General features: G+C 68.6%; 16 protein-coding genes and 4 pseudogenes. 12 read left to right on the plus strand and 8 right to left on the minus strand.

Going from position 1 to position 16,173, the window contains the following annotated elements; genetic code table 11:
* Positions 1–17: 17 nt before the first annotated feature.
* The 4 genes from ABZ208_RS33930 to ABZ208_RS33945 all read right to left on the minus strand — a co-directional run bounded on the left by ABZ208_RS33930 (position 18) and on the right by ABZ208_RS33945 (position 4,933).
* Positions 18–1,037 (minus strand): hemolysin family protein, encoded by a 1,020-nt coding sequence (locus ABZ208_RS33930; RefSeq protein ID WP_356913291.1) that lies wholly within the window; start codon positions 1,035–1,037, stop codon positions 18–20.
* Complete coding sequence (locus ABZ208_RS33935) at positions 1,034–2,380, minus strand: hemolysin family protein (protein WP_356913292.1); 1,347 nt, start codon at positions 2,378–2,380, stop codon at positions 1,034–1,036. The genes ABZ208_RS33930 and ABZ208_RS33935 overlap by 4 nt, the downstream gene beginning before the upstream one ends.
* Positions 2,381–2,582: 202 nt before the next feature.
* Positions 2,583–3,599, minus strand: a complete 1,017-nt coding sequence (locus ABZ208_RS33940) for a hemolysin family protein (protein WP_356913293.1) — start codon at positions 3,597–3,599, stop codon at positions 2,583–2,585.
* On the minus strand, positions 3,596–4,933 hold the full coding sequence (locus ABZ208_RS33945; RefSeq protein ID WP_356913294.1) for a hemolysin family protein: 1,338 nt from the start codon (positions 4,931–4,933) through the stop codon (positions 3,596–3,598). The genes ABZ208_RS33940 and ABZ208_RS33945 overlap by 4 nt, the downstream gene beginning before the upstream one ends.
* A gap of 452 nt (positions 4,934–5,385) precedes the next feature.
* Between ABZ208_RS33945 and ABZ208_RS33950 the strand changes: the two genes are divergently transcribed.
* The 4 genes from ABZ208_RS33950 (at position 5,386) to ABZ208_RS33965 (ending at position 7,690) form a co-directional block, all read left to right on the plus strand.
* Complete coding sequence (locus ABZ208_RS33950) at positions 5,386–5,607, plus strand: hypothetical protein (protein WP_356913295.1); 222 nt, start codon at positions 5,386–5,388, stop codon at positions 5,605–5,607.
* A 93-nt stretch (positions 5,608–5,700) separates the two neighbouring features.
* Positions 5,701–6,732, plus strand: a complete 1,032-nt coding sequence (locus ABZ208_RS33955; protein WP_356913296.1) for a sporulation protein — start codon at positions 5,701–5,703, stop codon at positions 6,730–6,732.
* Positions 6,733–6,838: 106 nt separating this feature from the next.
* On the plus strand, positions 6,839–7,294 hold the full coding sequence (locus ABZ208_RS33960; protein ID WP_356913297.1) for a TerB family tellurite resistance protein: 456 nt from the start codon (positions 6,839–6,841) through the stop codon (positions 7,292–7,294).
* A gap of 132 nt (positions 7,295–7,426) precedes the next feature.
* Positions 7,427–7,690, plus strand: a complete 264-nt coding sequence (locus ABZ208_RS33965) for a GlsB/YeaQ/YmgE family stress response membrane protein (RefSeq protein WP_356913298.1) — start codon at positions 7,427–7,429, stop codon at positions 7,688–7,690.
* Between the two features lie 68 nt (positions 7,691–7,758).
* On the opposite strand, the gene ABZ208_RS33970 is transcribed toward ABZ208_RS33965, so the two are convergent.
* Complete coding sequence (locus ABZ208_RS33970) at positions 7,759–8,688, minus strand: M56 family metallopeptidase (protein WP_356913299.1); 930 nt, start codon at positions 8,686–8,688, stop codon at positions 7,759–7,761.
* A 4-nt stretch (positions 8,689–8,692) separates the two neighbouring features.
* Positions 8,693–9,097, minus strand: coding sequence for a BlaI/MecI/CopY family transcriptional regulator (locus ABZ208_RS33975; RefSeq protein WP_356913300.1), 405 nt, complete (start codon positions 9,095–9,097; stop codon positions 8,693–8,695).
* Positions 9,098–9,352: 255 nt separating this feature from the next.
* Here ABZ208_RS33975 and ABZ208_RS33980 point away from each other — a divergent pair.
* From ABZ208_RS33980 to ABZ208_RS33995, 4 genes and pseudogenes are all read left to right on the plus strand, one after another.
* Positions 9,353–9,559: pseudogene (locus tag ABZ208_RS33980) on the plus strand (hypothetical protein); the annotation flags it as partial.
* Positions 9,560–9,702: 143 nt separating this feature from the next.
* Positions 9,703–10,212, plus strand: a pseudogene (locus tag ABZ208_RS33985) (sporulation protein); the annotation flags it as partial.
* Positions 10,205–10,555, plus strand: a pseudogene (locus ABZ208_RS33990) (TerB family tellurite resistance protein); the annotation flags it as partial. The pseudogenes ABZ208_RS33985 and ABZ208_RS33990, both read left to right, overlap by 8 nt.
* Positions 10,556–11,201: 646 nt before the next feature.
* Positions 11,202–11,771, plus strand: a complete 570-nt coding sequence (locus ABZ208_RS33995; protein ID WP_356913301.1) for a hypothetical protein — start codon at positions 11,202–11,204, stop codon at positions 11,769–11,771.
* Positions 11,772–11,941: 170 nt separating this feature from the next.
* On the opposite strand, the gene ABZ208_RS34000 is transcribed toward ABZ208_RS33995, so the two are convergent.
* Positions 11,942–12,517, minus strand: a complete 576-nt coding sequence (locus ABZ208_RS34000) for a TerD family protein (protein ID WP_356913302.1) — start codon at positions 12,515–12,517, stop codon at positions 11,942–11,944.
* Between the two features lie 728 nt (positions 12,518–13,245).
* Here ABZ208_RS34000 and ABZ208_RS34005 point away from each other — a divergent pair.
* Positions 13,246–13,821, plus strand: a complete 576-nt coding sequence (locus ABZ208_RS34005) for a TerD family protein (protein ID WP_356913303.1) — start codon at positions 13,246–13,248, stop codon at positions 13,819–13,821.
* A 77-nt stretch (positions 13,822–13,898) separates the two neighbouring features.
* Here ABZ208_RS34005 and ABZ208_RS34010 read toward each other — a convergent pair whose 3' ends face one another.
* A complete protein-coding gene (locus tag ABZ208_RS34010; RefSeq protein WP_356913304.1) occupies positions 13,899–14,057 on the minus strand; it encodes a hypothetical protein in 159 nt (52 codons plus the stop codon).
* Between the two features lie 692 nt (positions 14,058–14,749).
* Between ABZ208_RS34010 and ABZ208_RS34015 the strand changes: the two genes are divergently transcribed.
* The 3 genes and pseudogenes from ABZ208_RS34015 to ABZ208_RS34025 form a co-directional block, all read left to right on the plus strand.
* Positions 14,750–15,331: a TerD family protein gene (locus tag ABZ208_RS34015; RefSeq protein WP_356913305.1), complete on the plus strand. Its 582-nt coding sequence runs from the start codon at positions 14,750–14,752 to the stop codon at positions 15,329–15,331.
* A 107-nt stretch (positions 15,332–15,438) separates the two neighbouring features.
* Positions 15,439–15,709: pseudogene (locus ABZ208_RS34020) on the plus strand (potassium transporter TrkA); the annotation flags it as partial.
* 183 nt (positions 15,710–15,892) lie between these two features.
* Positions 15,893–16,173, plus strand: a 281-nt coding sequence (locus ABZ208_RS34025; RefSeq protein ID WP_356913306.1) for a hypothetical protein, incomplete at its 3' end; no start/stop codon positions are given.

Consider the following 16,173-nt stretch of genomic DNA (forward strand, 5'->3'; position numbering starts at 1 on the left):
CGGGGCATGGGCCGGGATCACACCGTTTGCGGCCCCATGAGCCGGACGATGAGGTCGTCGAGGCTGACCAGACCGGTGAGCCTGCCGCTGCTGTCGCGGACGACGGCGAGTGTGGCGCGGCGCTGGCGGAGCTGTTCGACCGCGTGCGAGACGGTGTCGCCGGATGTCAGCTCAGGGACGGGGCGGGCGAGGTCGCGGGCGTTCAGGACGCGGTGGCGGGTGCGGGCGACCAGCGCGTCGCGGGCATGGACCGAGCCGAGGACCTGATCGCCGTCACGGACCAGGAGGCGGGAGCGGTCGGCGGCTGCGGCTTGGGCGAGGATCGTGTCGGGGTCCGCGTCGGCCGGGACGGTCACGATGTCCTGTGCCGGGATCTGGAGGTCGGCGACGGGGGTCTGCGGTTCGGTGAGGGAGCGGGTGATCAGGTCGGAGTCGGTGGTGTTGATCAGGCCGAGGCGTTCGGATTCCTCGACCAGGTGGGTGAGCTGCTCGCGGTTGTGCACCGCGGTCAGCTCGTCGCGGGGCTGCACGCGGCACATGCGTACCAGCGCGTTGCTGACCTTGTTGAGCTGCCAGATCAGCGGCCGTACGGCGTTGACGAGGGCGCGGAAGGGCGGGGTGAGGAGCATCGCCGAGCGTTCCGGGTGGGCAATCGCCCAGGACTTGGGCGCCATTTCACCGACGGTCATGTGCAGAAAGACGACGATGATCATGGCGACGGCGAAAGCGATGCCGTAGCTCAGTCCGGCAGGCAGGCCGAGCTTTGCCAGGAGCGGGTCGACCTGGTGGGAGATCGCGGGCTTGGAGATCGAGCCCAGGCCCAGGGTGCAGATCGTGATGCCGAGCTGGGCGCCGGCGAGCATCAGGGACAGCTCGCGCATGCCGGCGAGTGCGGCCTTGGCACCGCGCTGCCCCTCGGCAGCGGCCTTCTCCATGCGGTGCCGCTTGGCGGCGACCAGGGCGAATTCGGCGGCGACGAAGAAGCCGCTGCCGATCAGCAGCAGGACGGTGACGAAGAGAGCCATCGGGAAACTCATGCCTGCGGCTCCTGCTTCTGGGCCTGGTCCTGCTCGGTGGTGAGGCGCTCGATGCGTACGCGCTCGGGGACGTGACGATCGAGGCTAAGGACCTCGATGCCTGCTTGACCGTTGTCCGGGAGGTCCACGGTGAGGTGGTCTCCGATAGCCGGGAAGCGTCCGAGGCGGTCGATGATCAGGCCGGCAACGGTGTCGTAGTCGTCCTCCTCGGGGAGGCCGATGCCGGTGGCATCCTCGACCTCGTCGAGGCGGCGGCCGGCGTCCACCAGCCAGCCGTCCCCGTCCGGGACCGCGAGATGGATGACGGTGTCGGTCTCATCGGCGATGTCGCCGACGAGCTCCTCGGCGATGTCCTCGTAGGTGACGATGCCGGCGACGCCGCCGTGCTCATCGAGGACGACCGCGAACTCGTCGTCCCGCTCACGCATCTGCGCGACCGCCTGGGGCAGCGGGAGCGTGTCGGGCAGCAGCAGGGGGCGGCGGGCCGCCTCGCTCGCGGTGGCGTGCTCGAAGCGGGCGGCGGGCTGGTGGATGAGGTCCCGTACGCCGAGGACACCGGTGATGTCGTCCGGGTGGTCGCCGAACACGGGGTAGTTGGAGTGACCGTGCTTGGCGATCAGATCGACGGCCTCGGCGAGGGTGGCGTCCTTGCGTACGAACACGGCGTCCGCGCGCGGCACCATCACTTCGTCCAGCGTGCGCTCGGAGAACTCCAGGGCGTGGTCGAGGAGTTCGGCGGTGTCGGCGGGCAGCTGGCCCTGCTCGTGGGATTCGCCGATCAGGTGGCTGAGTTCCTCGAGGGTGGCGCCGTGGTGCAGTTCCTCGACCGGTTCGATGCCGACCTTGCGGAGCAGCTTGTTCGCGGCGCCGTCGAAGATGTGCACCACCGGGCCGACGATCTTCAGGTAGAGGAGGGTGGAGGAGGCGAGGGATTTGGCGAGGCGTTCGGGGACGGCCAGCGCCAGGTTCTTCGGCGCCAGCTCGCCCAGCACCATCTGCAGCACCGTGGCCAGTACGAAGGCGAGGACGACGGAGATGACCGAGACGGTGCCGTCGGACAGGCCGAGGCCGTCCAGCGCGGGCTTGAGCAGTGCGGAGACGGACGGCTCGGCGAGGAATCCGACGACCAGACCGGTGACCGTGATGCCCAGCTGGGCACCGGACAGCATGAAGGAGAGCCGTCCGAGGACCTGCACGGCGCGGGCGGCACGCTTGTCGCCCGCCTCGGCCTCACGGGCCAGGGCAAGACGGTCGGCGGCGACGTAGGCGAACTCCTGGGCGACGAAATAGCCTGTACCGGCGGTCAGGACGAGGACGGCCAGCAGGCCCAGTACAGCGTTCACCGGGCACCACCCCGCCGCATGCCACGATCACGGGCAGTCCGGCGAGTTGGGCGGGGACTGCGCTCCGGCATGGCGGGGTCCGTCGGTCTGGCGGACAAGATGGGTGCTCCTTCTCAGGGTGAGGGGCAGGGGATACCTGGCCCGAGTATCGGTGAAATGCGGCAACAGGCTGCTGGTACGGCGGTCGCGCGGTTGGGGTCTGTCAGGCGGCAGCCGGGCCGACCAGCTCCTCCAGGACGTCCTCCATCGTGACGAAGCCCAGAACCGTGCCCCCGGCGCCGGTGACCACGGCGAGGTGGCTGCCGGCGGCGCGCAGGGCGGTCAGGGTGTCGTCCAGCGGGGTGTCGATACGCACCTGGGTCACGGCGTGCAGCGACGTCCGCGGGAACGGCTTGTCCCGTTCCGCGACACCGAGGGTGTCCTTGATGTGGAGGTAGCCCAGGACCGCACCGGCGGGGCCGGCGACCGGGAAGCGGGAGAATCCGGCGGCGGCGGCGGTGCGCTGCAGCTGGGCCGGGGTGATCCGGTGGTCGACCGTGATCATCTGCTGCGCCGGGACGAGGATCTCGCCGACCGGGCGGGTGCCGAGCTCGAGGGCATCGCGCAGCCGCTCGCTGTCCGCGGGCGACAGAAGCCCGGCGTCGCTGGTGTCGCGGACCATCCGGGCGAGCTCGTCGTCGGTGAAGACGGAGGCGACCTCGTTCTTCGGCTCGACCTTCAGCAGCCGCAGCAGGAGGTTGGCGAAGGCGTTGATACCGAAGATCACCGGGCGCAGGGCGCGGGTGAGGGCCACCAGCGGCGGGCCGAGCAGCAGGGCCGTTTTCACCGGGGCGGCGAGCGCGATGTTCTTCGGGACCATCTCGCCGATGAGCATGTGCGCATACGTCGCTGCGGTGAGCGCGATGACGAAGGCGACCGGGTGCACCAGGGCGTGCGGCAGGTGGGCTGCCGCGAACGCCGGCTCGAGAAGGTGGGCGATGGCGGGTTCGGCGACCGCGCCGAGCACCAGTGAGGAGGCGGTGATGCCGAGCTGGGCGGTGGCCATCATCTGCGAGAGGTGTTCCAGGCCCCACAGGGTCAGGCGGGCGCGCGCATGGCCGTCGCGGGCGTACGGCTCGATCTGGCTACGGCGCACCGAGATCAGCGAGAACTCGGCGCCGACGAAGAAGGCATTGGTCAGCAGGGTGAGGAAACCGATGGCGAGCTGGATGGCGGTCATCGGGCAACCTCGTGGCGCTGCTGCCCGGGCAGGCGTGCGGGTTCGGTGATGTGGACGCGGTCGGCCCGGTGGTGCTCGACGTCGAGGACGTCCAGCTGCCATCCGTCGAGGACGACCGTGTCGCCTTCGGCCGGGATGCGGGCCAGACGGGTCGCGATCAGTCCGGCCACGGTCTCGTAGGGACCTTCGGGTGCGATCAGTCCTATCCGGGCGAGCTCGTCGATGCGTACGCTGCCGTCCGCCTCCCAGGTGGCGCGGCCGTCCGGGGTCGGCGGGGCGGGCAGCAGGTCGGGGGCTTCGGCGGGGTCGTGCTCGTCTCGGACCTCGCCGACGACCTCCTCGACGATGTCCTCCACGGTCGCCACGCCGGCGGTGCCGCCGTACTCGTCGATGATCACGGCCATCGTGCGGTGCGCGCGCAGCCGCTCCAGGAGGCGGTCCGCGGTCAGGGTGTCGGGCACCAGCAGCGGCTCGCTCGCCAGGTCGGTGACGGGGGTTGCGGCTCGCTTGTCCGGGGCGATGGCGAGGACGTCGCGGATGTGGACCGTGCCGATGACCTCGTCCAGGCTGTCCCGGTAGACGGGGAACCGGGAGAGCCCGGTGGCGTAGGTAAGGTTCGCGGCGTCGGCCGCGGTGGCGTGCGCTTCCAGCGCGCGGACGTCGACCCGCGGAGTCATCACGTTCTCGGCGGTCAGCTCGGCCAGGTGAAGCGTCCGGACGAACAGTTCGGCGGAGTCCGCCTCGATGGCACCCTCGGCAGCCGAATGCCGGACAAGCGAGACCAGCTCCGCAGGGGTACGCACGGAGGCCAGCTCCTCGGTGGGCTCCAATCCGAAGCGGCGGACGAACCGGTTCGCCGTACTGTTGAGATGCCGGATGAACGGGCCGAAGGCGGCGGTGAAGCCCCGCTGCGGGCCGGCCACGACCTTGGCGACGGCCAGCGGACGGGAGATCGCCCAGTTCTTCGGCACCAGCTCGCCGACGACCATCAGAACGACCGTGGAGACGGCCACCCCCAGCACGGTGGCGACGGAGGAGGCGGCCACGCCCAGGCCGATGGCTTCGAGCGGACCCCGCAACAGTGCCGCGAGAGACGGCTCGGCGAGCATGCCGATCACCAGCGAGGTGACGGTGATGCCGAGCTGAGCGCCGGACAGCTGGAAAGTGAGCTGACGGACCGCCTTGAGCGCGCCTTCGGCTCCTCGCTCCCCGGCCGCGGCAGCCCGCTCCAGCGCGCCGCGCTCAACGGTGGTCAGAGAGAACTCGGCCGCGACGAACACCGCACAGGCCAGGGTCAAGGCCAGGGCCGCAAGCAGCAACAGGACTTCGATCACCGCGCCACCCCCGATCCCTCGCTCATACGGCGCGGGCAGGCAGCGGCACGGCTGGTACTGGGAGGCTCACCCATTGCGGGTCGCTCACTCCTTATTCGGCTCGTCGGATCGGGCGGATCCTGGGCGACTCGGTGAGGCGGCAGCGCCTCGATCCCATCGTAAAGGGTCGGCAAAGACTCCCCGATGGGGCTGCACGCAGCGCGCCCCCGGTGCTTTTCGGACGTTCTCTGGCGAGTTGCCCGGATGTCGCCCGCGCGGAGCGCCCGACCTCTATGCTTCTACATGCGTGTAGAAAATGCGAGAAGGGGGTCGGGACGTTCCTGGCCGCCTCGCAGGCGACCGTACTTGGCCGGGAGGGGCGCGCCGGTGAGCACAGTGCCAGCCGTCGGGCGCGGCCGCCCGTCCGATGTGTCGCCCGCGCCATCCGTCTTCATTCCCTTGGGAGGGCTGTCGTGGCTTCGATCGACCTGAACAACGTGCTGGACAAGTCGTGGGCGGACAAGAGCCTGCCGGAGATACTCGCCGCGCCGGTGTCCGCGCTGAAGGGTGTTTCGGACCGGGACGGCGAGCTCCTTCAGGAGGCGTTCGGCGTCAAGACGGTCGCCGATCTCGCCGATCTGAAGTACATGCGCTGGGCGCAGGCCCTGGCTGCGCTGGACATCTCTGCCAAGTAACCGTCTCCCGTCGGCCGGTGGACTCATCCCGTTCGGGGCCTGCCGGTCGGCGGTTGAAGCACCACACGTACATGTGAAGGAGTGAAGGCCGCGATGGTGTTCAAACGGCTTCTCGGCTCGCTCGGCGTGGGCGGCCCCGCTGTGGACACGGTCCTCGACCACGGCACAGCAGCACCCGGCCGGCCCCTGACCGGGCACGTCCATCTCAAGGGCGGCGACGTCGGCTTCGACATCGAGCACATCACCCTCGAACTCGTCGCCCGCGTCGAGGCCGAGACGCATGACGGGGAGCACGTAGGTGCCGTCGTCTTCGACCGGTTCACCGTCGGCGGCGGCTTCCGCCTCGCCCAGGGCGAGCAGCGCAGCATCCCGTTCAGCGTGACGCTGCCCTGGGAGACCCCGATCACCGAACTGCACGGGCAGAGCCTGGGTGTCGTGTTCGGAGTGCGCACCGAACTCGCGGTTGACGGCGCCAAGGACAAGGGTGACCTCGACCCGCTCTACGTGCGCCCGCTGCCCGTCCAGGAAGCAATCCTCGAAGCCTTCGGTCAGCTGGGCTACGGCTTCAAGTCCGCCGACCTCGAACTGGGCCGCATCGGCGGCACCGGCCAGCAACTGCCCTTCTATCAGGAGATCGAGCTCACTCCGCCGCCCCAGTACGCGCACGCGATCAGCGAGATCGAACTGACCTTCCTCGCGAACCCCGGCGAAATGGAGGTGGTGCTGGAGGCCGACAAGCGCGGCGGCCTCTACTCCGGGGGCCACGACGCTCTCAACCGGCACGTCGTCAGCCACGAGGGCGCAGCACGCCGCGACTGGAACGCTGTGGTCGGCTCCTGGATCAGCCAGCTCGTCGAGCATCACGCTTCCCACGGCACCCACAGCCCCCAAGGTCACCACGACCCGCATGGCAGCCACGCCCACAAGGATCATCACGGTCACGGTGGTGACGACCAGAGCGGCGGTCACCACCGCTCCGGGCCCGGCATGGGCACCGTCGTCGCCGGAGGCGCCGCTGGACTCGCGGTCGGCGTTGTCGGCGGCATGGTCGCCGCCGAAGTCGTCGACGAGATCGGCGACGCGTTCGAAGGCGACGGGGAGGACGGCGAGGGCGAAGAGGCGTAACGGCGCGCCTTCCCGACTGCTAGATTCTACAGTGTTGTAGAAATTAGTCTGCCCGGGCCGGCCCCCCTTCCGGCCCGGGCAACCCTCAACGACATACGGAGTTGGCATGGCCCTGTGGGATCGCATAAAGGAATCCGCATCGACGATGCAGACCCAGCTCAATGCCAAGAAGAACGACCTCAAGAGCGGCGCCTTCCGGGACGCCAGCATGGCGATGTGCGCGCTGGTCGCCGCCGCGGACGGCACCATCGACCCGTCCGAGCGCAGCAAGGTGGCCCAGCTCATCGCCACCAACGAGGTGCTAAAGAACTTTCCGGCCGATGATCTGCAGCGTCGCTTCGAGGCCAACTGCGACAAGCTGACTGCTGACTTCGACTTCGGGAAGGTCAGCGTTCTGCAAGAGGTCGCCAAGGCGAAGAAGAAGCCTGCCGAGGCCCGTGCCGTGATCCAGATCGGTATCGTCATCGGCGGCGCCGACGGCGACTTCGACAAGGACGAGCAGGCCGTGGTCCGCGAAGCCTGCTACACGCTCGACCTGCCGCCCCACGAGTTCGACCTGTAGGTCCCACGATCCGGGCCAGGGCACGATCTGGGAGGCATTCGCCCGGACATCCCGTGACCCTCCCACCTCGAGCGTGGCGGTGGCCGCGGCGGGAAGGCCGCATCCCAGGGGCGTACCGAGAGGTGCATGTGTATGGAGATCTCAGGGATCATCAGTGCGGTCGTGTTCGGCATCGTCATCGGCACGCTGGGGCGTCTGGTTGTGCCGGGCCGGCAGCGTATCGGCGTGCTGTGGACGATCGCCGTCGGCATGGTCGCTGCCTTGGCCGGTACCGGCATCGCCGTCGGCTTGGGGGTGGCGGACACCAAGGGTGTTGACTGGATCGAATGGCTCATCCAGATCGGGCTGGCCGCCGTGGGTGTGGCCGCCCTCGGGTGTTTCAAGACGCGCTGCTGATCGAATCAGCGCAGGGGCTGCTGTCGCCGGTGGGCGGCGGCAGCCCTTCAGTTGGTGCAGTGCCCCGGCTATATCGGGGTGGCCGCGTGCAGGATGAAGAACAGGGTGATGGCCGAGTTCGCCGAGGACAGTGCTGAGGCCGTGGTGCCCGCGGCGGCCGCCCAGGCGGCCAGGCCCACTGCGGTGAAGACCGGCGGCCAGATGCGTCCGGCGGGGGCCGGTGCGAGCAGGGCGGCGACCCGGCGCGGCACCGGACCCGCCGTCGCGAAGTGCGCGAGTGTAGCGATCGGCGCGTCCCTGGAGATCAGCGCGGACTTCCCGATCGCCTGCGCAACGGTGCGCCGGTTGCCGACCTGGGTGGCCGCGTCTTCGTCCGCCCACCGCTCGGCGGTGTAGGTGACGGCGGTACGCAGTGGGCGCAGGAACGGATTGGCCCGCGCAGCGAGCTGTACGGTCAGCAGAAACCGGTGGTGCCGGTGGGTCAGGTGGGCTCGCTCGTGGGCGAACAGGGCTCTGCGCTCAACCGAGTTCAGCCCAGCCAGCATCGCGGTGGTGACCACGATCCTGTCCCGCTTGCCGGGCAGTGCGTACGCGTACGGCATCCCGTCAGGCAGCACCGCCACCGTCGTGGCAGGGAGCCCCTCAAGGGCACGCTCCGCGCGGCGGAGTACACGGTGATGCCGCCACGCCGCCCTCACGCAGGAGGCGATCACGGCGATCAGGGCCGGGATGGCGGCCTTGCCCGCGACCTCGTCGTAGGGCACCGCTTCACGGACCTCTGGATCCGACCACCCGTCCGGCAGCGGATTGCCGGGCAGTTGGGCGGTCCCGACCACCATCAGCAAAGCCAGGCACAAGGTGCTGCACACCGCGAGCACCCCGGCGACGCCGGTCAGCAGCCAGGTCGCCGCGCGGGGATGGAGGTGCTGTTCGGCCAGCCGGGCGATCGGCCAGGCCGTTAAGGGCAGGACCAGCGGCAGGAAGACGAAGACCCCCATGACGTCAGTGTTCCCCAACTCCGGGTTCCTGGGCCAGCAAATCGCGCAGCAGCCGCTCGTCCCGCGCCGACAGCGCGGTCACGAAGCTCGCCAGCACGGCCTCCCGGTCCGCCTCCGCGTCCAGGACCTTCCGCATCCGCAGGGCGGCGAGCCCGGCCTCGTCGGCAACCGCCGTCCACTCGAACGACCGGCCTGCCCGCTCCCGGGCAACCGCCCCTTTGGCGTGCAGCCGGGTCAGGATCGTCATCACCGTGGTGTAGGCAAGGTCACCGCCCAGACGGTCCTGCACCCAGGCCGCGGTGACCGGCCCCGGGGCCTGACGCAGCGCGGCAAGCACCTGCGCCTCCAGCTCGCCCTGGCCCCGCCGACGCGGAGACTGCCCGGTACCGCCCGTGTCCCGGTCCGTCATACCGTCAACCTCCCGCCTCCTGATGCCGATCCCGCCCGCCACCGCGGGCGCCCATCGTACTGACTCGCCGCCTGTGCTCGCGCTCGTTTCGCTCGGCGGAGCCGCAAAGTGAGCTGACTCCCCAGCGCAGTCCGTTGCCCGTTGGCTGACCCCGGTCGCCGGCCCTTCCAGGCTGAAGGTCAAGCCATGGAGTCAATTTCGGCCTCTTTGCGCCAAGGCGGCCCCATAGGGCTTACGCCATGCCCACCGGCCTCTATGATTCTACAGTCATGTAGAAGATATGTAGTGAGGGCTGGGCGCGGCTCATCCAAGTGCGTGGACAAGGCGTGGGCGGCTAAGGGCCTGTCCGGACTCCTCGCGGCGCCAGCTTCCGCGCTGAAGGGCGTGTCCGACCCTGACGGCGAGCTGAAGGGAGCCTTCGGCGTTACCACGTTGGCAGAGCTGGCTGAGCCGGAGCGCGTCTGCTGTTCCCAAGGCCCTGACTGGTCGCGCTCAACTGCGAAGCCATGTGACCTCGCACCACCGTGCGGTTCCGTGGGCTGGTGCTCGTCTGTGGCACCCGCACCTCCTGCAGGCACATCGCGCATGAAGGAGTGAACGCCACGATGGTGTTCAAGAAGCTGCTCGGCTCGCTCGGCGTGGGCGGCCTCACAGTCGACACGGCCCGCGACGCCGGTCTCGCATTGCCCGGCGGCAGCCTCACGGGTCAGGTCCACCTCAAGGGCGACAATGCTGACTTCGACATCGAACACGTTACTTTGGAACTGGTGGCCCGAGTGGGGGTGGCGTCGGGAGCGGCAATCGTCTTCGAACGGTTCACCGTCGCAGGCGGAATCCGCCTCGCCGAGGGCGAGCAGCGCAGCATTCCGTTCAGGGCGGCCCTGCCGTGGGAGGTCCCGATCACCGAGTTGTACGGTCAGCCGCTGGGCATCGGGCTCGGTGTGCGCACCGAGCTGGTCGTGGCGGGCGTAAAGGACAGGGGAGACCTGGACCCGCTGACGGTTCGCCCCCTGCCTGTCCAGGAGGCCGTCCTGGACACCCTCGGCCAGCGCGGCTTCGATTTCAAGTCTGCCGACCTTGAGTACGGGCACATCCACGGCACTGGCCAGCTGTTGCGCGCTCGTGGCTGCGGCCGGCGGAACGCCCGACCTGGCCGAGCGCCAGCGTGTGGCTCAGTTGATCGCGACCAACGAGGTGCTGCAGAACTTCGCCTTTGACGACCTGCGCCGGCGTTTCGAGGACAACCTCATCATGCTGTCTGCCGACTTCGAGTTCGGCAGGGCCGGCGTTCTGCAGGACATCGCCAAGGCGAAGAACAGGCCTGCCGAGGCCCGTGCTGTCATCCAGATCGGCATCGTCATCGGGGGAGCCGACGGAAACTTCGACAAGACGGAACAGGCTGTCGTCCGCGAAGCCTGCTACGCCCTCGGCCTCCAGCCCCACGACTTCGACCTGTAACCGGCTCGCCCCTCGGCGCGGCTCTGCGGACCACGGGCCTTGAGCCGCCTGCCCAGGCAGGTTGCCGGGTGGGTGGTTCATGGCCACTCATGTGAGTCAGTGCCAGAGCCGGGGACTGGAGTCGTTCGGTGTCACACCAGTGACCAGCAAGAATGTGCATTGGCGGTGGGAGACCACCGGAAGGCGCCAGCCTGCCTCCTCCCGGGTGACCGCTACCTTTGCCAGCGGTCGGGACAGGGTCGTGATCACGGGTCGTGTATGCCGGGCCGCCATCAACCTGATCCTGTACCCACGACGTGTCCGCCGGGCCCGACGCCGCACACAGCACCGCGAAAACCTCCGTTTCCGGCCCCACGCAAGCCCGCTCGCTCCCGCACGCGCACCAGTGCAGGATGAAGCGCGGCCTTCAGGCCGCTCCCAGTAGCGACGCGAATAGGACTGTCCACGCGCCGCGTGAGCATTCTTCGTGCGCGTGCGAGCCGAATGCAGCAATGCGAGGGACGTTGGTTATGTCGGGGGTGTACTCACCCAATCTGCCTGCCCGTTGGCCGCCGTGCGAGTGGCGCATGGGACGGACAGGTGCGATGAGAGAGGGGACGGGTACACAGAGCCCACAGAACATATCACCCCAAATAGGAGGTAAACCGTGCTTAGTCCCGCTCCAGCGCGCCAGGGTGTCGGCGTACTGCTGTTGTGCTGTGCCCTGTTGGCAACCTTGGCGGGATGCCGCAGTGACCAGGGTAAAGTTTCAGGAGCCACGCCCGTCGGTACCGCTTCGGCGGAGGAGCAGAAGCACGCCAAGGCGCGGTTTGCGGCGAACGCGGGCCTGGCAGCGGGCGCTACGTACCAGTGGATCGTGAAGCCTTATCGCGAGGGCAGGTTCAAAGACGGTGCGGATGGGCGTACCACCGCTCTCTTCAAGGCGGGGCTTGCGGGCGCGTTCACCTACAACAGGCTGAAGGCGGCCACTGGGTACGCGAAGGGTGATCCGCTGCTTTCGGAGGCCGTGGCCCCAATCACCATGCGCATGGAGGAGTTGAAGAAACTCGGCTCCAAGCTCCGCACCGGCCGGGTGCGCGAAGCAGACATCCGCTCGTTCGAGAAGGCGGTGACAAGCTTCAAGCACGCGGGCAAGGGTGCAGGAGTCGAGATCACGCAGAAGACTCCGTCGGCATCGCAGCTCGCCGGGAGCCAGCCAGACAACGGCGGCCGGTAAGAGCCCCTGACTCCGCTTCGACGGTGGTGCCGTGAGGGCTGGCGCGACGAGGATCGAGCGGTAGGCCGGTGCCCGTGCCGTTGCCATGCGCTTTGGGCCCGCCCGGGGAGGCGCCACCGAGCTGGCCTGCGGCAACAGCCGGGCAACCGGCCGGCCTTCTGAGGTGGCATCTATACGTTGACGCCGTACTCCTTCGCGATTCCCGTGAGACCAGTGGTGTAGCCCTGGCCGATGGCGCGGAACTTCCACTCCCCGTCGCGCCGATATAGCTGTCCGAAGACCATCGCGGACTGGTCGTGCGCGTCCTCGGTCAGCTCGAATCGGCACATCTCCAGTCCCGTTGCCTGGTGTACCACGCGAATGTAGGCATCGCGCACCCTGCCGAAGGCGCCGGCCGCGCCATGGCCCTCGGTGTGGACGGATACGACGAACACCACTGACTCCGCCTGTGCGGGCAGCAGGTTGAAGTCGATGGCGAGCTGCTCGTCGTCTCCTTCTCCCTGGCCGGTCTTGTTGTCGCCGGTGTGGCGGACAGAGTTTTCCGGCGTCGAGCGGTTGTTGAAGAAGACGAAGTGCTGGTCCGACAGAACACGGCCGTCGGCTCCCAGTACGAGTGCGCTTGCGTCGAGGTCGATGTCGCCGGGGCCACTGTGCACGGTCCAGCCGAGGCCGACAACCACGCTGGCGATGCCGGGCTCGGTGCGCGTGAGGGAGAGGTTGCTTCCTTTGGACAGATTCACGGACACAGTTCTTGTTCCTCCTGATGTGGCAGCTTGAAAGGGGTTACGCGCCTTGGCCTTTGCGGGGCTAGGGGGGTGCGGTGATAGGTGGGGCCGCGTTGAAGGTTGAAGGCCTGTACGTGCGGCCGTTGGCCGGGGCGGCAGGCGCGCGCCGGGTGTCGACGGCTTTCTCCCCAGACTTCGCGGCGACGGCCATGCCTTGTCGAGGTCGCCGTCAGCTCCGTTGATGACTTCCCTGAATCTACAGTTCTGTAGAAGATAAGTGGGGAGGCGCGCCGTGACTCAGCACGATGTCACCGCCCCCGGGTGCAGGAACGTCCCCAGGGGCTCGCGTGCACCACCGTCACGGCCATCCCGTCTCGACTGCAGGCCAAGTGTGCCGTCACGGGGCAGAACGATGGGCAGACTTTCGCCTGCGGGACCGCTGGCCAGGCCGCCCCTCGCCGACTCTCGGTCCGGTGGCTCGCCGGCGGCTCGGTGTGGACCCGCCGGTCCTGAACGGCTCGGGGCATCTGCTTCTGGACGAGCAGCCCAGCAGCATCGTCACGCTCGTAGACGGCGCCTGCCGGTGAACGCCGAGCGGCATACGGTCGGGCCTCCACCACTCCGGCCGGAAAGCGGCGCACCATCGCAAGGAGCCCGAAATAACTTCTACAGTGCTGTAGATTTCGGTTTCTGTCACTCGGCAGACCGGGCGCTTGCGCCCGGTCCTCGGACATGGAATGGGATGCGACATGAGCGTGAGCCTCGCCAAAGGCGGCAACGTCTCCCTCAGCAAGGAGGCCCCGGGCCTGACCGCCGTGCTGGTGGGCCTGGGCTGGGACGTCCGTACGACCACCGGCACCGACTACGACCTGGACGCCAGCGCCTTGCTGGTCAACGAATCGGGCAAGGTGCCCTCCGCCAAGCACTTCATCTTCTACAACAACCTGAAGAGCCCGGACGGGTCGGTCGAGCACACCGGTGACAACCTCACCGGCGAGGGCGAAGGTGACGACGAGGTCATCAAGGTCGACCTGGCGTCCGTTCCCGCCGACATCGTCAAGATCGTCTTTCCGGTCTCGATCCACGATGCGGAGAACCGCGGGCACAGCTTCGGACAGGTCCGAGGTGCCTTCATTCGCGTGGTCAACCAGGCCGGCGGCACGGAGATCGCCCGCTACGACCTTTCCGAGGACGCGGCGACCGAGACCGCGATGGTCTTCGGCGAGCTGTACCGCAGCGGTGCGGAGTGGAAGTTCCGCGCGGTCGGCCAGGGGTACGCCTCGGGCCTGGCCGGTATCGCCGGCGACTTCGGCGTCGCCATCTGACATCGGTTGCCCCCCGGTTCACCCCGGGGGGCCACCGCCAGGACAACGCCGACGGGGAGGCGAGTCGGCCGCCGGTTCTATTCGACGACCGCGCTGCCCGGCTCCACGGGCACCTCAGTGGGCTCGTCCTGCGGGTCACGGGCCTGGTCGCCTCGCTGCGGCGCCGCATCTGTGCAGCAGCGGGCGACTTCAGCGCGCACGAGAGCGTTCACGGCTGTGTAGGCGTCGATGGGCATGATGCATCTCCGAGAGGTGGTAGTCGATGGGATGGCAGCTGGACGGCCCGACAGGCCGACGTGGACCGCGCCCCGCCGCTCAGCAGCGCAACACCACACAACGCACCACACGCTCCGCAGGGACGGGACGCCCCTCGGCCCCGCACACCGTGCAGATGCGGCTCGGCGAACTGGCGTCACACACCGCACCGGCAGGGGGAGTCACCGTCCTGCGCTGCTGCCACCGGCCGGTTGGCCCCGGTCTCCGCCGCTCCTCGGCCGCATCCGACGGCTGCTCACCCGCAATCTCGGACGCCGCGGCGGCAGGCCGGGCGTCCATCGTCCGCGTTTCCGCCGCACCGACTCCCTCGCCGAGCAGAATCAGCAAGGCCACGCATGCCGCCAGCGCACACCCGTGCACTGCACGTACCGCGGTGGTCATGACGCTCATGGAAGAGATCCCCACAAACCGCCACTCTTGCCCCTGAGGGGGACGATCGAGTCCTTCGCAGGCCGAAACACCCCGATCGGTCTACACCAACCACGCAGTTGCTCCCGAGGCGGCGAACCACCGCCCCGAGGATCAGGTGGACCTCAGCCGCGAGTCGCTTACCCCGAGCCGTAGGCAGCCCATGGGTTCCGCTCTGTCAACTTGCCGCCCTCAGGCCGGGGACGCCGCGGCCACCCATCAACCGCTATGAAAGAGGCAGCACATGTCCATCAACCTGACCAAGGGCCAGCAGATCAGCCTGAGCAAATCCGGCGGGGGCGCGCTGAGCGTCGTCCGGATGGGGCTGGGCTGGCAAGCCGTCCCCCGCAAGGGATTCCTCGCCAAGCTCATCGTCCGCGAGATCGACCTGGACGCTTCCGCCGTGCTCTACGCCGACAAGGAGCCGGTCGACGTCGTCTACTTCCAGCACCTGGTCAGCAACGACGGCTCCGTGCGCCACACCGGTGACAACCTCACCGGCGGCGCCGGCCAGGGTGGTGACGACGAATCGATCATCGTCGACCTCCAACGCGTCCCCACGGGCATCGATCAGATCGTCTTCACGGTCAGCTCCTTCACCGGCCAGACCTTTGCCGAGGTGAGCAACGCCTTCTGCCGCCTGATCGACGACACCACCGGACAAGAACTCGCCCGCTACACCCTCGCCGGCGGCGGAAACGACACCGCACAGATCATGGCCGAGGTCCACCGCTCCGACACCGGCTGGCAGATGGCCGCCATCGGCGCACCTGCCAACGGCCGCACCTTCCAAGACCTCATTCCCGCCATCGCACCCCACCTGTAATCCGACGGCAGGCCGCCCCGCACCGGCCCCTCACGCCGCATGCGGATCGGGGACGCCGTGTGTTCAGGTCTGGAACGACCGAAGTAGAGCCAACGCATCCACCAAGCTACGACGACGACTTCGCCACCGCCGTCCACCTTGCGGGCGGCACACCCCAACGCCCTCACCCGCAGTCGCAGCGTTTCCACACTTGCCGCGCCCGAGTTCGCCGGGGCGATGATGGGCCGCCAGATTCTTGGTGCTATCCCGGTCGAGCGAAAGGTGCTTCTGTTTGCCGCGCTCGATGAGGACCGTGTCGTCCTCGCCGCAACCCGCCGCGGGCTGGCCGAGCTCCTGGGGCGGCGGCCGGCACCCCGCCCGGGTCTGCGGACGGCCTGACTGTTCCCTGGTCAAGGCGGTCGCACCCATCATTGCCGCGGGAGTCCCGCTCGGGGGAGTGCGGTGCGCCGGAAGCACCGTGTGCGACGCCATCTGGGCGGGAGTCACCGGCCTGGTCCTGCTCCACACCACCGGAACCGTGCACGACGTGGCCGATAGCCCCTGCAGCTGCAGGCACTGCTCGTGATCGTGAATCCAATCCGCTGCTGCCGTCGGGACCGGCGCGTTTCGTCGGAAGCCGAACTCGCCGTCGGCAAAGCTCTGAGCTGCGATGATGCGCTGAGCGTTCCGAGAAAGAAGGCGGGGCGTTTTCGGCTGCCTCCGCAAGACGGCTCTGACCTGGGCTTTTTGAGGTTTGCCGCAAGCCCCCGGGCGATCGCTGCGCGAGTGGGACTGCTCGACGCCGGCTCCGAGGCCCGCGACGTCGTCACCGGCCCCGCCCTGGCATCCGGAGCCGTCGGCGA

It is taken from the genome of Streptomyces sp. NPDC006208 (assembly GCF_040613775.1).
Taxonomy (GTDB): Bacteria; Actinomycetota; Actinomycetes; order Streptomycetales; family Streptomycetaceae; genus Streptomyces.

Bases quoted from the DNA above. Each gene is read 5' to 3' on its own strand.
- ABZ208_RS33930 (WP_356913291.1), bottom strand. From the start codon at position 1,037: ATGAGTTTCCCGATGGCTCTCTTCGTCACCGTCCTGCTGCTGATCGGC.
- ABZ208_RS33940 (WP_356913293.1), bottom strand. From the start codon at position 3,599: ATGACCGCCATCCAGCTCGCCATCGGTTTCCTCACCCTGCTGACCAAT.
- ABZ208_RS33955 (WP_356913296.1), top strand. From the start codon at position 5,701: ATGGTGTTCAAACGGCTTCTCGGCTCGCTCGGCGTGGGCGGCCCCGCT.
- ABZ208_RS33960 (WP_356913297.1), top strand. From the start codon at position 6,839: ATGGCCCTGTGGGATCGCATAAAGGAATCCGCATCGACGATGCAGACC.
- ABZ208_RS33965 (WP_356913298.1), top strand. From the start codon at position 7,427: ATGGAGATCTCAGGGATCATCAGTGCGGTCGTGTTCGGCATCGTCATC.
- ABZ208_RS33970 (WP_356913299.1), bottom strand. From the start codon at position 8,688: ATGGGGGTCTTCGTCTTCCTGCCGCTGGTCCTGCCCTTAACGGCCTGG.
- ABZ208_RS33975 (WP_356913300.1), bottom strand. From the start codon at position 9,097: ATGACGGACCGGGACACGGGCGGTACCGGGCAGTCTCCGCGTCGGCGG.
- ABZ208_RS34005 (WP_356913303.1), top strand. From the start codon at position 13,246: ATGAGCGTGAGCCTCGCCAAAGGCGGCAACGTCTCCCTCAGCAAGGAG.
- ABZ208_RS34010 (WP_356913304.1), bottom strand. From the start codon at position 14,057: ATGCCCATCGACGCCTACACAGCCGTGAACGCTCTCGTGCGCGCTGAA.
- ABZ208_RS34015 (WP_356913305.1), top strand. From the start codon at position 14,750: ATGTCCATCAACCTGACCAAGGGCCAGCAGATCAGCCTGAGCAAATCC.